The organism is Aeromonas sp. s2, from assembly GCF_040907935.1.
Taxonomy (GTDB): Bacteria; Pseudomonadota; Gammaproteobacteria; order Enterobacterales; family Aeromonadaceae; genus Aeromonas; species Aeromonas dhakensis.
In genome coordinates, this window is record NZ_JBFOCR010000014.1 from 466,448 (window position 1) to 480,534 (window position 14,087).

Annotated in this window: 16 protein-coding genes; 6 read left to right on the plus strand and 10 right to left on the minus strand. The window is 64.6% G+C overall.

Annotated features, from left to right (window positions below; genetic code table 11):
- Window positions 1-16 precede the first annotated feature (16 nt).
- The 6 genes from AB5Y81_RS12905 to AB5Y81_RS12930 form a co-directional block, all read right to left on the minus strand.
- A complete protein-coding gene (locus AB5Y81_RS12905) occupies window positions 17-757 on the minus strand; it encodes an ABC transporter substrate-binding protein (protein WP_208201297.1) in 741 nt (246 codons plus the stop codon).
- A gap of 72 nt (window positions 758-829) precedes the next feature.
- Window positions 830-1,327 carry a GDYXXLXY domain-containing protein gene (locus tag AB5Y81_RS12910; protein ID WP_279484139.1) on the minus strand — a complete coding sequence of 166 codons (498 nt, stop codon included), beginning with the start codon at window positions 1,325-1,327 and terminating at the stop codon, window positions 830-832.
- Window positions 1,324-2,331, minus strand: a complete 1,008-nt coding sequence (locus AB5Y81_RS12915; RefSeq protein ID WP_279484140.1) for a DUF4401 domain-containing protein — start codon at window positions 2,329-2,331, stop codon at window positions 1,324-1,326. Before AB5Y81_RS12915 ends, AB5Y81_RS12910 begins: the two co-directional genes overlap by 4 nt.
- Entirely contained in the window at window positions 2,324-3,262 is a 939-nt protein-coding gene (locus AB5Y81_RS12920) for a DUF2157 domain-containing protein (RefSeq protein ID WP_279484141.1), read from the minus strand. The genes AB5Y81_RS12915 and AB5Y81_RS12920 overlap by 8 nt, the downstream gene beginning before the upstream one ends.
- Before the next feature lie 202 nt (window positions 3,263-3,464).
- Entirely contained in the window at window positions 3,465-4,022 is a 558-nt protein-coding gene (locus AB5Y81_RS12925; RefSeq protein ID WP_010633534.1) for a TMEM165/GDT1 family protein, read from the minus strand.
- A 256-nt stretch (window positions 4,023-4,278) separates the two neighbouring features.
- Complete coding sequence (locus tag AB5Y81_RS12930; protein ID WP_279484142.1) at window positions 4,279-4,608, minus strand: stress response translation initiation inhibitor YciH; 330 nt, start codon at window positions 4,606-4,608, stop codon at window positions 4,279-4,281.
- A gap of 120 nt (window positions 4,609-4,728) precedes the next feature.
- Between AB5Y81_RS12930 and AB5Y81_RS12935 the strand changes: the two genes are divergently transcribed.
- From AB5Y81_RS12935 to AB5Y81_RS12945, 3 genes are read left to right on the plus strand one after another with little or no spacing between them, the layout of a single operon-like run.
- Complete coding sequence (locus tag AB5Y81_RS12935) at window positions 4,729-4,956, plus strand: FeoA family protein (RefSeq protein ID WP_005302641.1); 228 nt, start codon at window positions 4,729-4,731, stop codon at window positions 4,954-4,956.
- Window positions 4,957-5,011: 55 nt separating this feature from the next.
- Window positions 5,012-7,285: a Fe(2+) transporter permease subunit FeoB gene (gene feoB / locus AB5Y81_RS12940; RefSeq protein ID WP_279484143.1), complete on the plus strand. Its 2,274-nt coding sequence runs from the start codon at window positions 5,012-5,014 to the stop codon at window positions 7,283-7,285.
- Window positions 7,282-7,524, plus strand: a complete 243-nt coding sequence (locus AB5Y81_RS12945) for a FeoC-like transcriptional regulator (protein WP_279484144.1) — start codon at window positions 7,282-7,284, stop codon at window positions 7,522-7,524. The genes feoB and AB5Y81_RS12945 overlap by 4 nt, the downstream gene beginning before the upstream one ends.
- A gap of 111 nt (window positions 7,525-7,635) precedes the next feature.
- Here AB5Y81_RS12945 and AB5Y81_RS12950 read toward each other — a convergent pair whose 3' ends face one another.
- The 4 genes from AB5Y81_RS12950 to AB5Y81_RS12965 all read right to left on the minus strand — a co-directional run bounded on the left by AB5Y81_RS12950 (window position 7,636) and on the right by AB5Y81_RS12965 (window position 11,336).
- The gene (locus AB5Y81_RS12950) at window positions 7,636-8,115 is read right to left on the minus strand and encodes a WbuC family cupin fold metalloprotein (protein ID WP_279484145.1); all 480 of its coding nucleotides are present in this window, start codon (window positions 8,113-8,115) and stop codon (window positions 7,636-7,638) included.
- A gap of 135 nt (window positions 8,116-8,250) precedes the next feature.
- Window positions 8,251-9,522, minus strand: a complete 1,272-nt coding sequence (glgC, locus tag AB5Y81_RS12955; RefSeq protein WP_252600990.1) for a glucose-1-phosphate adenylyltransferase — start codon at window positions 9,520-9,522, stop codon at window positions 8,251-8,253.
- Between the two features lie 258 nt (window positions 9,523-9,780).
- Complete coding sequence (gene tapW, locus AB5Y81_RS12960; RefSeq protein WP_026141098.1) at window positions 9,781-10,920, minus strand: type IVa pilus ATPase TapW; 1,140 nt, start codon at window positions 10,918-10,920, stop codon at window positions 9,781-9,783.
- A 59-nt stretch (window positions 10,921-10,979) separates the two neighbouring features.
- Complete coding sequence (locus AB5Y81_RS12965) at window positions 10,980-11,336, minus strand: DMT family protein (RefSeq protein ID WP_005302630.1); 357 nt, start codon at window positions 11,334-11,336, stop codon at window positions 10,980-10,982.
- A gap of 113 nt (window positions 11,337-11,449) precedes the next feature.
- Here AB5Y81_RS12965 and AB5Y81_RS12970 point away from each other — a divergent pair, with 113 nt between their 5' ends.
- From AB5Y81_RS12970 to AB5Y81_RS12980, 3 genes are all read left to right on the plus strand, one after another.
- Window positions 11,450-12,181 carry an ABC transporter substrate-binding protein gene (locus tag AB5Y81_RS12970; protein WP_024942579.1) on the plus strand — a complete coding sequence of 244 codons (732 nt, stop codon included), beginning with the start codon at window positions 11,450-11,452 and terminating at the stop codon, window positions 12,179-12,181.
- A gap of 99 nt (window positions 12,182-12,280) precedes the next feature.
- Window positions 12,281-13,288, plus strand: coding sequence for a vitamin B12 ABC transporter permease BtuC (btuC, locus tag AB5Y81_RS12975; RefSeq protein ID WP_242763491.1), 1,008 nt, complete (start codon window positions 12,281-12,283; stop codon window positions 13,286-13,288).
- Window positions 13,275-14,060, plus strand: coding sequence for an ATP-binding cassette domain-containing protein (locus AB5Y81_RS12980; RefSeq protein WP_211049889.1), 786 nt, complete (start codon window positions 13,275-13,277; stop codon window positions 14,058-14,060). The genes btuC and AB5Y81_RS12980 overlap by 14 nt, the downstream gene beginning before the upstream one ends.
- Window positions 14,061-14,087 lie beyond the last annotated feature (27 nt).

Here is a 14,087-nt window from a genome sequence, read left to right on the forward strand (position 1 = left end):
CCAGCCGTGGCACGGCTCACGGCATGTATTGGCGCCGCAGCGCCTGATAGTCCGGCGAGGCGAGCGCCTGGTTGAGGGCGCGCTGAAACTGCTTGATCACCCCGTCATCCACCTGGCGGCTGAAGGCGTAGCAGAGCTCCTCGGCATCCAGTACGAAGGCCACAGTGAACTCTTTGGCATCGAGCTGCAGCTCCTTGATGGCGTCGTAGCCCGCCAGCTTGCCGGTCGCCAGCAGATCGGCGCGGCCCGACACCAGCATCTTCAGCCCCTGGCTCAGCCGGTTGGCGGGGATGATGCGGTTCTCGTCCATGCCGCGGTTGAGCAGCAACTGCTCGGAGGCATCGGAGCGCACGGCGCTGATGCGGTAGTCGTTGATCTGCTCGACGGCGCTCAGGGTAATGGGGCGGCGCTTGTAGGCCAGCAGCACGTACTCGGCGTGGCCGATGGGGCAGGCCCACTTGAACAGGGGATCGCGGGTGTCGGTGCGGGCGGTGGAGAAGAGCACCACGTTGGGTTTCTGGGTCAGCAGGTAGTAACCCCGCGCCCAGGGCAGGATGCGGATGGGCTGGGGGGGCGTCTGGGTGTTTTGCCAGATGCGCTGCAGCAGCTCCACCGCGAGACCACCGGGCTGGCCGGTGGCATCGGTGAAGTTGTAGGGGGGATACTCCTCGGTCAGGTACTCCAGCTTGCCGAGCTCGGCCTGCGCCGTGCCAAGGCATGACAACAGCAGCAGACAACCGAAAAAACCTCTCCTCATGGGCAATCCTTGGCGTAGCGCGGGCGTTCATCTTGCCCAAGTGTGGGCAAAAAAGCCTGATATTGCCAGCAGTTACCAGCGCGCTCTGGGGTTGCCCAGCGGTTTTAGCTGCTCATCGCGCAGCCCCACCAGCAGGGCCTTGCCGCTCTCCTGCAGGCGAAATTCGCCGTAGCGCGCCGCCTCGAACTGCTCGCCGGTGCCCTCCTCGAAGAAGTAGGCATCGGGGCCGATGCGCCACTGACCATCGCTTTGGCGCACCTGCAGCCGCCGTTCATCCCGGGCCAGCTGTTCCGGCTTGCCCCCTTCCACCCAGCTGGCGACCTGCTGCTCGTCGAGGCGGATCACCAGGGTATCGGCGGGGGCCTCGTCGTGGCGCCGGTTGCCGAGCTGGCGGGCCAGCTCGTAGTTGAGGCGCATGTAATCCCCCTGCATCAGGGAGCGCGGGTCGACCGGGGCGAGGCGCAGCAGCACCACCTCGCCGCTGCTCATGGCGCGCTCGTAGCGCCAGACGGTGACATTGATGGCCGCCAGGATGGCGAGGCCGGTCAGCAGCAGGGCGAGTCGTCTCATGAGGGGCTCCGCAGGCTCAGCCGTTTGAGCAGCTGGCGGGCGCCGAGCAGCAGCGCGCCCGAGCCCAGCAGCAGCCAGGATTTGGTCATCAGGGTCAGCCCCAGATCGTAGTAATAGAGGGAGCCAAAGCCGACCAGCAGCAGGCCGGCCAGGGTCATCAGGCCGACGCTGCCGGCATAGAAGCCGAGCACCAGCACTAGGGCGCCGGCCCCCATGCCGGGAATGAGGGCGCTGATCAGCACCAGCGGCAGCCCGTACAGCAGCGGCAGTTTCAGCCTGACCATCAGCCCCAGCAGCAGGGCGGCGCAGAGCAGCGGGTTGAGCCAGAGTGGCAGGCGGGAGTGGCCCAGCTCGTCGAGCATGCTGGCGCCGCCGTCCCACAGCGGGTGGTGCAGGCGCCCCAGCACCAGCAGGGAGAGTGCCAGCCCCAGGGTGAGGGATTCATAGAGCTGATGGCGCACTGGATCGCGCTCGGCCTGCAGCCAGCAGAGGGCCACCGCCGTCATCACCAACGGCAGGGCCAGCAGTTGCAGGCCGAGGCAGGCGAGGCCAAGGGTGAGCAGGATGGCGGCGGCGAAGCTGTGAAACAGCCGGATCAGCCAGTGCTCGAACAGGGCGGCGATGGCCAGCGACAGCAGGGCGAGGGCGAACCAGAGCGGGGCCGAGTGCAGATCCAGCCGATCGAGCAGGCCGTAGAGCAGCCAGGCGTCGCCGGCCAGCGCCAGCGCCAGCACGAACTGATCCCACAAATCGCTGCGGGTGGCGAAGCGGTTGAGGCAAAAGGCGATGACCATCAGCACGACGCCCATCAGCAGGGCGCTGTCGGCATCCCGGGTGAGCTGGGAGAACGACATGAACAGGAAGAACAGCAGGAACAGGGCGGCAATCCAGCCCACCATGCCGAGCAGAAAGCGGCTCGACCAGTGGGGCTGGTCGTCACGGGGGGCATCCCCTTCCACCAGATGGGCCCGTTGCAGTCGCTGCCAGGGGGTCAGATCACTCATGGAGCCTCCGTTGTTGTTGCAGCCAGCGGCTGGCCGCCACCGACAGGCCGATGGCGATGAGGCAGAGCAGCAGGAAGCCGTCCACGTCCGGCTCCATCCATTTGCCGAGCGCGGTCAGCAGCACCACGATGAGGCTCAGGCAGCCCATGGCTAGCCCGGCGATGAATCTGTGGTGCCAGCGCAGGTAGGCGGCCGCCAACCAACCGAGCCAGGCCGGCCAGACCCAGGGGGAGGCGACATCAAACAGCGCCAGCAGGGTGAGCAGGGTGACGCCGAACCCGGCGGCCAGCCCCGCCAGCCAGGAGGGCATTAGCCGGTAGTGAGCGGGCGCCAGCAGCAGTATGCCCCAGAGGGCGGCGTTGAACAGGGTCAGGCACCAGCCGAGGGCCTCCTCGTTGAAGGCGAAGAAGAAGTTGAACAGGCCGAGCCGCCAGTAGAGCGCCAGCGCCAGCTGGCCGAGCAGCCAGCTCAAGGTCCACAGCAGCGGGCTCTGGCCGAGCGCCGCCAGCGGCAGCAGCATCAGCGCCCAGGTGGCGAACAGCTGCCAGGGATCGGCGCCGGTCTGGTAGGTCTGCCCCACCAGCGCCAGCAGGGCGCCGATGTTGAGGGCGATGGCGAGCAGCAGCGCCTGGCGCTGGCTGTCGGCGAGGGGTTTGCGCCACAGCAACAGCAGCATGGCGAGCAGTGGCAGCTCCAGCAGCGCGAGGCGCGAGAGGCGGCCGAGCTCCTGCCAGTTGAAGGCGACGAAGAACACCAGACCGGCGCCGAGGCACAGGCTGCCGAGCCAGAGCAGCAGCCGATCGAACAGCCACTGCCAGCGGGCGGGGCCGGGGGGCAGCTCGCACAGGGCGAGGGCGGCGGGCAACTGGGCCCGGTCGAGACGCCCGCGCCTGACCCAGTCGAGCAGCGTCTGTCTTGAGGTGAAGTGCATGGGATGCTCCATCAGGTTTGCCGCATTATGCCACGGCCATGGCGCCGGTTGGCAGCCCCCGTCTGCGGGCAAGCCGGCCTGGCTCGCGGGCAGCAAAAAGCCCCGCCAGAGGGCGGGGCTTGCGTGCAAAGAGACGACATGGGCGCGGGAGTGGCGTAGGCAAGTGCTCACCCTTGCCTCGCCACCTTCTGATCCGGCCGGGTCAGGCGAACAGCAGGGTGCTCACCCCGAGGCCCACGAACAGGATGGCGCAGGCGATGCGGATCCCCTTGAGGGGCAGGCGATCGGCCCCCAGCTTGCCAAGCAGTACCACAGGCACGTTGGCCAGCATCATGCCGAGGGTGGTGCCGGTGATGACCTGGGTCAGGGAGTCGTACTTGGCTGCCAGCAGCACGGTGGCGATCTGGGTCTTGTCGCCGATCTCGGCGATGAAGAAGAGCACGAAGGTGGCCATGAAGGGGCCGTACTTGTCGAGCGGGCTCTCCTCGTCGTCCATCTTGTCCGGCACCAGGATCCAGGCGGCCATGGCGATGAAGGCGCCGGCCACCAGATAGGTCATCACCTTGGGGTCGAGCCAGCGGCTGATGAACTCGCCAAGCCAGGCGGCGCCAGCGTGGTTGAGCAGGGTGGCTGCCAGCATGCCGGCGATGATGGGCCAGGGCTTGCGAAAACGACAGATGAGCAACAGCGCCAGCAGCTGGGTCTTGTCGCCGATTTCGGCGATGGCCACGCTGAGGGTTGAGGTTAACAAGGCTTCCATAAAAATGACCGGGGGACGGAATTGTTATACCTGAGACAAGCCTGCGCCATCCGTCCCCGGTATTGGCACTGGCCCGTCAAAGGTCTTGTCAAATCCGCGGCTGGCGTGGATCACCCTGACCATGGTGAGTTGGCACCAAGTATGTTGATCAGGGTCGCGAACCGGTTTGGGGCCGGCTGGCGAGACTACTCCCCCTCGATGGGAGCGGGCATTCTAGGGAAAAAGCGAAAGTGACGCAAGCCGGGCGGCACGGGGATCAGCCGCCCACCAGCTTGACGCTGAAACCGGCCTTCTCGAGCTCGGCCTTGATCTGATCCCGTTTATCCCCCTGGATCTCGATCACCCCCTCTTTGAGGCCGCCACCGGTGCCGCACTTTTTCTTGAGCAGGGTGGCGATGCTCTTTTGCTGGTCGGCCGGCACACCGTGGATGGTGATGACCCCGGCGCCCTTGCGCCCCTTGGTTTCGCGGCGGATGCGCACCACACCGTCGGTGGGGAAGGGGGAGGCGGATTGCGGCTGGCTCTGTTCTTTGATGATGCCGCCGTCCGTGCTGTAAACCAGACGGCTGTTGTTGTCGTGACTCATGGCAGTTATTTGTGGGTTAGCTAAGCGGAGTTTGATTTTACTCAAATAAGCGTTGAAAACACGGATTATAATGCCCTCAAGTAAAAGAGAATTATTATTGTTTAACTTCAGGAGTCAGTCATGGTACTCGCGCAGTTGTCACCGGGACAGAGTGCTCGCATCAAGAACATGAATCAATTGACCCGTCCCCTGCGGCGCAAGCTGATGGTGATGGGCTTGCTGCCCCAGACTGAAGTCATCTATTTGCGCGCGGCCCCGCTCGGGGATCCGCTGCAGATCCAGTGTCAGGGGATCTGCCTCTCCATGCAAAAAAGCCTTGCCCAGCAAATCGAGGTCGAGCCGGTATGAAACACACCTCACAACACAATCGTCTTGGTCAAAGCACTATCGAGGTTGAACCGGTATGAACTACTCCCTGGTAACCGTCGGCAACCCCAATAGCGGCAAGACCTCCCTGTTCAACGCCCTGACCGGGGCCCGCCAGCAGGTGGGCAACTGGAGCGGCGTCACCGTCGACAAGAAAATGGGCGAATTCAGTGCCCAGGGCCACGACTACAAACTGATGGACCTGCCCGGCATCTACAGCCTGGCCAACCAGGAGGGGAGCCTGGACGAGCAGATCGCCAGCCGCTTCGTGGAGGGCCAGCAGCCGGATCTGCTGCTCAACGTCATTGATGCCGCCAACCTGGAGCGCTCCCTCTACCTCACGCTGCAACTGCGCGAGCTGGGGCTGCCCATGGTGGTGGTGCTCAACAAGATGGACATCCTGCAAAAGCGGCGCATCACCATCGACGAGAGCAAGCTCGCCAGCACCCTCGGCTGCCCGGTGGTGGCCCTCTCGGCCCACAACCGCCAGCAGGTCGCCGCCTTCAAGAACCAGATCCAGCAGTTTATCGGCCAGCTGCAGCCGGCGCTGCTGTTGGACTACGGTAGCGAGCTGGAAAAAGACCTGGCGGAGCTGGAGACCCTGCTCGCCCCGCACCACCTCACCACCCGTGGCCGCGCCCTGCGCCTGCTGGAAGAGGATGCGGTGATGCAGGAGACCCTGCTGCCCGGCCAGCAGGCCGCCGCCGCCAACGTGGTGGCCCGCGCCCACCACGGGCAGGATGTGGACCTGCAACTGGCGGATATCCGCTACGGCCACATCCACCAGTGGGCCGCCCAGGCGTGCCAGCAGAAGGGCAAGCTCACTGCGGCCCAGAGCGAGCGGCTCGATCGGGTGCTGCTCAACCGCTGGTTCGGCATCCCCTTCTTCCTGCTGGTGATGTACCTGATGTTCATGTTCGCCATCAAGGTGGGCAGCGCCTTCATCGACTTCTTCGACATCATGGGCGGCGCCCTGTTTGTCGATGGAGTGCACCACCTGCTGGGGCTCGTCCATGCGCCGGACTGGCTGGGGGCCATCCTGGCGGACGGCTTCGGGGTGGGCTTGCAGACCGTCGCCACCTTCATCCCGGTGATCGGCTGCCTCTATCTGTTCCTGGCGGTGCTGGAGAGCTCCGGCTACCTGGCCCGCGCGGCTTTTGTGGTGGATGCCCTGATGCGCCGCCTCGGCCTGCCGGGCAAGGCGTTCGTGCCCATGCTGATGGGCTTTGGCTGCACCGTGCCCTCGGTGATGGCGACCCGCACCCTCAACTCCGAGCGCGAGCGGCTGATGACCTCGGCCATGGCTCCCTTCATGTCGTGTGGCGCCCGTCTGCCGGTCTACGCCCTGTTCGCGGTGGCCTTCTTCCCCGAGTCGGGCCAGAACCTGGTGTTCGGTCTCTACCTCATCGGCATCCTGGTGGCGGTGCTCACCGGCCTGTTGCTGCGCAGCACCCTGCTGCCGGGCAAGAGCGACTCCATGCTGATGGAGATGCCGGACTACGAGTGGCCGCGGCCGGTCAACGTCGGCATCAAGACCTGGCAGAAGCTCAAATCCTTCGTCTTCGGCGCCGGTAAAACCATAGTGCTGGTGGTCGCCGTGCTGAGCGTGCTCAACTCGCTCGGCACCGACGGCAGCTTCGGCCACCAGGATCAAGAGAGCTCGGTGCTGAGCAAAATCAGCCAGGCGGTGACTCCGGTGCTGCACCCCATCGGCGTGCGCGATGACAACTGGCAGGCCACGGTCGGCATCGTCACCGGCATCTTCGCCAAAGAGGCGGTGGTCGGTACTCTCAACAGCCTCTACGCCGGCAGCGGCGACGGGGAAGAGGAGGCGAGCGAGTTCTCCCTGGTGAACAGCTTCCAGGAAGCGATCGCCGCAGTGGCCACCAATCTGGCCGACATCGACCCGACCGACCCCATGGGGCTGGCGGTGGGCAACCTGGATGACCAGAAAGCTGCCGCCGAGGCGCAGGAGGTGGACGTCTCCACCTACGGCAACATGCAGAGCCACTTTGACGGAGCTGCCGGTGCCTTCGCCTACCTGTTGTTCGTGCTGCTCTACATGCCCTGCGCCGCCGCCATGGGCGCCCTGGTGCGGGAGACCGGCCGTCAGTGGGCCCTGCTGACCGCCGCCTGGTGCAACTACATGGCCTTCATGTGCGCCACCGTCTTCTATCAGCTGGCCACCTTTGCCGCGCACCCCGAGCAGAGCCTGTTCTGGGTGGCGAGCTACGGCCTCTCCCTGCTGCTGCTCTGGTGGCTGGGCCGTCGCCACGGCGACATCGTGGCCCGCAAGGTGGTGGCCCTATGATCCTGCGCGAGCTGGGGGAGTACCTCGCCGCGCAGCAGAAGGCGAGCCGGCGCGAGCTGGCCCGCCACTTCCACACCTCGGAAGATGCGGTGGAGGCCATGCTCGGCGTCTGGATGCGCAAGGGGCGGGTCGCCAAGCGGGAGACCCAGGTGTGCGGTGGCTCCTGCTGTGGCAAGAGCCAGGAGGTGATGTTCGAGTGGTGCGAGCTGGGTCAGATTGGTCTGGTGCAAAAGGGCTGAGCTCACGCCCGATAGCCCGCATTCGAATATAAAAAAAGACCCGCCGCTGGCGGGTCTTTTTATTGGCGCGTGTTCGCCCTGTTCGCTGGGTTGGCGTAGAAGGGGGGCAGATCAGCGCCCCGGCCAGCGCTGGCCCACCTCGGCGTGGCGATACCAGGCCATCAGCGCCTGCTGGCCGGCGACGTCGTCCACCGCCGGTGACCAGGGGGCGAAGTCCTCTTCCCGAAAGGGGGCGTAGGGGCCGTGTTTCACCTCGAAGATGACGGCGCCGGGATCCAGAGAGAGCACCGCATGCCAGCTGGCGACCGGGGTCTCCAGCACCGAGGTCTCTTCCCCCAGCACGGCGCGGGCAACGACGGTGCCCTCGTCATCGAAGTTGAGCACCACGAAGCGGCCTTGTAGTGAAGTCAGCAGCTCCCAGGTCTGCAGGTGGCGATGGGGGCGGATATAGGTACCCGGCTCCATGGCGATGGCCAGGCGCTGGATGGGGTCGGCCAGCTCCTGATGCAGGTTGTGGTTCATGCGCAGGCGCGGGGAGTGGGCGGCCTCGTCGGCGAGGCTGGCAAGGCGGGCAACATCCAGTTTTTTCATATGCGATTCCATGGTGAGACGAAGGCAAGGGCCGAGGGCAGAGTAGCATGCACCGGGGGCGGCCGGACAAGGCGCGAGCGGTAAGCAAATGTAAAAAGGGAGCCGACAGAGCTCCCGCTTGCCGGCGCGGCGGCATCACAGCCTGGCCAGCATCTCCTGGGTGACCAGCACTATCCCCTGTTCGGAGCGGTAGAAGCGACGGGCATCCTCGCTGGCGTTTTCCCCCACCACCAGCCCTTCCGGCAGCTTGCAGCCCTTGTCGATCACCACCCGGCGCAGCCGGCAGCCCGGGCCTATCTCGACTCCGGGGAAGATCACCGCCTGATCCAGGGTGCAGAAGGAGTCGACCCGCACGTTGGTAAACAGCACCGAGCTCACGATGAAGGAGCCGCTGACGATGGTGCCGCCAGCAAACATGGAGTTGATGGTCATGCCGTGCTGGCCGTTTCTGTCCTGCACGAACTTGGCGGGCGGGGTCATGTTCTGGCTGGTCCAGATGGGCCAGTCCTGATCATAGATGTCGAGCTCGGGGGTGACGGAGGCGAGATCCATGTTGGCCTCCCAGAACGAATCCACCGTGCCCACGTCGCGCCAGTAGGGGCGCTTTTGCGGGCAGCAGCCGACGCAGGACATGCCGAACGGGTGGGCGTAGGCGGTGCCCTCTTGCACCACCCGCGGGATCACGTCCATGCCGAAATCGTGGTGGGAGGCCGGGTTGGCGAGATCCTCTTCCAGCAGCTGGTAGAGGTAGTCCGCCTCGAAGATGTAGATCCCCATGGAGGCCAGCGCGGTGTCGGGCTTGCCCGGCATGGCGGGTGGGTTGGCGGGCTTCTCGACGAAGGCGTTGATCTTGCGATCCCCGTCCACCGCCATCACCCCGAAGGCGCTCGCCTCCTGGCGCGGCACCTCGATACAGGCCACCGTCACCCTGGCCCCCATGTTGACGTGATCGAGCAGCATGGCGGCGTAATCCATCTTGTAGATGTGATCCCCCGCCAGCACCACCACATACTTGGGGCCGTGATCGCGAATGATGTCCAGGTTCTGGTAGACCGCATCGGCGGTGCCGCGATACCAGGTGACCTCGTCCACCCGTTGCTGGGCGGGCAGCAGGTCGATGAATTCGTTCATCTGGTAGCGCAAAAAGGACCAGCCGGACTGCAGGTGGCGCAGCAGGCTGTGGGATTTGTACTGGGTCACCACTCCGACCCGGCGAATGCCGGAGTTGATGCAGTTGGAGAGTACGAAGTCGATGATGCGGAACTTGCCGCCGAAGTGTACTGCCGGTTTCGCCCTGTTGTCCGTCAACTGTTTGAGGCGACTGCCCCGCCCTCCTGCGAGAACCAAGGCCATGGTCTCGTTCAGCAACTGTCTTGACTGTGCTGTATTGGCAGGTTGTAACGACATTTAATACCCCTTTATTGATAGAACTCTTTGATAGTGCCTCCTTTGAAGCCGGTATGAAAGAGCTTTCACTCACACTTCTCGTATGGTTTTTCGGTCAAGTGATGGTTTTATCATTTTTGGTGACAGATTTTGTCGCAGATGGGCCGTTCGTTTACCAGATGTCACTGTCTGCTACGGGCGAGCGAGGAGGGGGGAGGCTGCCGGGATATGAAAACACCCGCCGGGGCGGGTGTTTTCAGGTTCAAGAGGGCAGGTGGGTCAGAACAGATCGTCCTTCTCGTCCTTGGTGGGTTCCAGGCTCCAGCCGGTGGCATCGCTGCTGCTGGCGATTTGGCCCTTCTCCTTCCACAGCTTGATCTTGAGGCGCAGGTTGTTGGCCGAATCGGCGTTCTTCACCGCCTCCTCCTCCTCGATCACCCCTTCCACCACCAGATCGAACAGGGCACTGTCGAAGGTGACCATGCCGAGGGCCTTGGACTTCTCCATCACCTCCTTGAGGCCGCCAAACTCGCCGCGCTTGACCATGTCGCGGATGGTGTGGGTACCCAGCATGATCTCCACCGCAGCCCGGCGGCCGCCATCAGTGGTTTTCACCAGCCGCTGGGAGACAAACGCCTTGAGGTTGTTGCCAAGGTCGTTGAGCAGCTGGGGCCGGCGCTCTTCCGGGAAGAAGTTGATGATGCGGTCCAGCGCCTGGTTGGCGTTGTTGGCGTGCAGGGTGGAGATGGCCAGGTGGCCGGTTTCCGAGAAGGCCAGCGCGTGCTCCATGGTCTCGCGATCGCGAATTTCGCCGATAAGGATCACGTCCGGCGCCTGGCGCAGGGTGTTTTTCAGGGCGGCGTGGAAGCTGCGGGTGTCCACCCCCACCTCCCGCTGGTTGATGATGCTCTTGCGGTGGCGGTGCACGAACTCCACCGGATCCTCGATGGTGATGATGTGGCCGCCGCTGTTGCGGTTGCGATGGTCGATAAGGGCTGCGAGCGAGGTGGATTTGCCCGAACCGGTGCCGCCGACGAACAGCACCAGCCCCCGTTTCTCCATGATGGTGTCGAGCAGCACGGTGGGCAGTTTCAAATCCTCGAAGCGGGGGATCTCGGTCTTGATGTTGCGCGCCACCAGGGAGACTTCGTTGCGCTGCTTGAAGATGTTGATCCGAAAGCGCCCTATCTGGGGCAGGGAGATGGCGAGGTTCATCTCCAGCTCCTTCTCAAACTGCTGCTTCTGCTCGCCGTCCATGATGGCGTCGGCTATGCTGGCCACCTCGCCGGGCTCGAGCGGCGTCTCGCTCAAGGGGCGCAGGCCGCCGTTGAACTTGGCACAGGGGGGCGCGCCGGTCGACAGATAGAGGTCTGAGCCGTCCTGCTTGGCCAGGATCTGTAGCATGTCTCGCAATTCCATGGTTTTTGCCTCGTCTATCAAGGAGATGCCTTGCTGGGGATGTTATTGAGTGTACAGCGTCAGGCGCCGGTGAGTTTCTCGCGAAAGACAAAAAAGACCGCGCCCAGGATGCAGAGGCCAGCCCACAGGTAATCCCATTTCAGATCCTCTTTCAGATAGAAGATGGAGAAGGGGACGAACACGGTGAGGGTGATCACCTCCTGCAGGATCTTGAGCTGGCCGACGGAGAGCACGGTGTGGCCGATGCGGTTGGCGGGTACCTGCAGCAGGTATTCGAACAGCGCTATTCCCCAGCTCACCAGGGCGGCGATGATCCAGGGTTTGTGATTCATACTCTTGAGGTGGGCGTACCAGGCGAAGGTCATAAAAACGTTGCTGCACAGCAGCAGGCCGATGCTGGTAAAGATAGGGTTCATTAGGTTCTCCTTTAAAATCAATCGCATTTTATCGCCTAACCATGGGTTCTCATAAGTGGGGCGGCAGGGTATTTTTAATCCATCAAGGATGAAGAGACAGAGGGTTGTACGAGATGGGCAAGACAAGCTGGGGTGTGCTTGGTCTGCTGTTTGCCTGCCAGGTGCACGGTGCGCCGACCCTGACGGTAGCCACCGATGTCTGGCCACCGTTTCGAATTGAAATGCCGGACGGTCGGCTGGGCGGACTGGACATGGATATCTTGCAGCAGTTGCAGCGACGCAGCGGCATCCGCTTCGAAGTGAAGCAGGTCCCCTGGGGGCGGGCGCTCAAACAGATGCAGACCGGTCAGGTGGATCTGATGATCGGGCTGGCCATGACGGCGGAGCGGGCGACCTTCATCGACTATCTGCAGCCTGCCTATTACCAGTGCCGGCCCGCCTTCTATGGCAAGGGAACTGAGGTCTCGACCCTGCGCAGCTATGCCGATCTGCAGGGGCACAGGGTGGGTTACGTGCTCAATTCGGCCTATTTCGAACCGTTCGATTCCGACAGCCGGCTCGACAAGCACGGGGTGCCCACCGAGGAGCAACTGCTGCGCATGGTGCAGCGTGGCCATCTGCCGTTGATGATCGGCACCGACTGCCAGGTGGACTATGCCTTGAGTCGGGGCAAGGAGGCGGGGCTGCGCAAGGCGGCCTACCAGCCATCCCAGCCCGTGGTGCTCTATCTGGGCATGAGCAAGCGCTCTCCCCATCAGGCGCTGCAGCAACCGCTGGCACTGGCCCTGCAGGAGCTGGTGGCAAGCGGTGACATCGCCACCCTCGCCAAGCCTTACCAGCCTTGACCTTGGGTGGTAACACGCTGTTATCATGACCTTTTCATGCTGATGCCCGGTGGCTGACGCCGCCCGGGCACGGGTCACTCTCACCTTCGGGGAGCCTCTGTGTATCTCTCTTTGCTCGCCCGCCAGCAGCGCTGGCAGCGGCGCTGGTTGCTCGGCCTGCTGCTGCTGACCCTGGCGCTGTTCCTCTTCTCCCTGATCTGGGGCGAATTCCTGCTGTTGCCCTGGCACCCCTTGGGGGAGCTCGAGCAGCGCATTCTGCTGGAGCTGCGCCTGCCGCGCGCCCTGCTGGCCCTGCTGGCGGGGGCTGCGCTCGCCTGCGGTGGCGCCGTGCTGCAGGTGATGTTGCACAACCCGGTGGCCGAACCCGGCCTGCTCGGCGTCTCGAGCGGGGCGGGATTGGCCGCCATGGTGGCGATGGCGGTGGCCAAGGCCCTCGGCGTCTATCTGCCGGGCTGGGGGTTGTCGCTGGCGGCCTTTGGCGGCGCCCTGCTGGTGACCATGCTGCTTATCCGGCTGGCGCGCCGGGCCCGGCTCGGTCATGCCAGGCTGCTGCTGTTTGGGGTCGCCATCGGCATCCTCAGCAACGCCGCCATGACCTGGCTGATGTACTTTGCCGATGACGGCTCCTTGCGTGAATTCATGTTCTGGATGATGGGGAGCCTCGCCTATGGCAGCCAGCAACTGGCCTGGTGGTGGCTGCTGTTCCCGCTCGCTCTCGGTTGGCTCGGCTGGCAGGGCAAGGCGCTGCAGCAACTGCTGCTGGGAGAGACCCAGGCCCGCCTGATGGGGCTCGATGTGGACAAAATGCGGGTACGGCTGGTGCTGGCGGTCTGCCTGCTCACCGGGATGGCGGTGGCGCTGTGCGGCGTCATCGGCTTCGTCGGGCTGGTGGTGCCCCATCTGCTGCGCCTGTGTGGCGGCAGCGATCAGCGCTTCCTGCTGCCCGCCTCGGCGCTGGGGGGCGGTGCCCTGCTGCTGGCGGCCGATCTCATCGCCCGCTCCGCCCTGCGGGCGGGGGAGCTGCCCATCGGGGTCATCACCGCCTCGGTCGGTGCCCCGCTCTTCATCTATCTGTTGTTGAGGCAAGATGCCCATGCCAGCACCTGATCACCTCGGGGGCCAGCCTCCCTTGCTGGCTGCCCGCGCCCTCGCCGTCGCCAACCGGCTCGCGCCCCTCGACCTTGCCTGGCAGGGGGGCCAGCTGGTGGCACTGCTCGGCCCCAACGGCAGCGGCAAGTCGACCCTGCTCGGCGCCTTGGCCGGCCTCTTGTCGGGGCAAGGGGAGGTGCGCATCGGCGGCGAGTCGCTGGCGGAATTGAGCTGGCCGGAACTGGCGCAGCGGCGCGCCATGCTGCCTCAGCGCCAGCCCCAGCTGTTCCATATCCCGGTATTTCAGGTGCTGAGCCTGGGGCTCGATGAGGCTCAACCTGCGGCCAGGCAGAACGAGGCGATCCAGGCGCTGTGTCAGGCGCTGGAGCTGGAAGCCTTGCTGGCGCGGGACTTCAGCCGGCTGTCTGGCGGAGAGCAGCAGCGGGTGCTGATCGCCCGCACCCTGCTGCAGGTGTGGCCGAGCCTCAACCCGGGCGAACGGATACTGCTGCTGGATGAGCCGCTGGCCGGGCTCGATCTGCACCATCAACTGGCGCTGCTGCGGCTGCTCAAGCAGCTGGCCGGGCAGGGGTTGCTGGTGGTGCTCGCCATCCACGACATCAACCTGGCCATCGACTGGGCCGATCGCCTGCTCTGTCTGCAACAGGGCCGGGTGGTACGGGAGGGGGGCGTCGAGCTGGTGGACGAGGCGCTGCTGGCACAGGTATTCCAGATCAAGACCGAGCGCATCGAGGCGGGCGGCCGGGTCTGGTTTATGCCCAGTTTGTAGGAGCGGGGCGTGGCCTAGTCGGCCGCC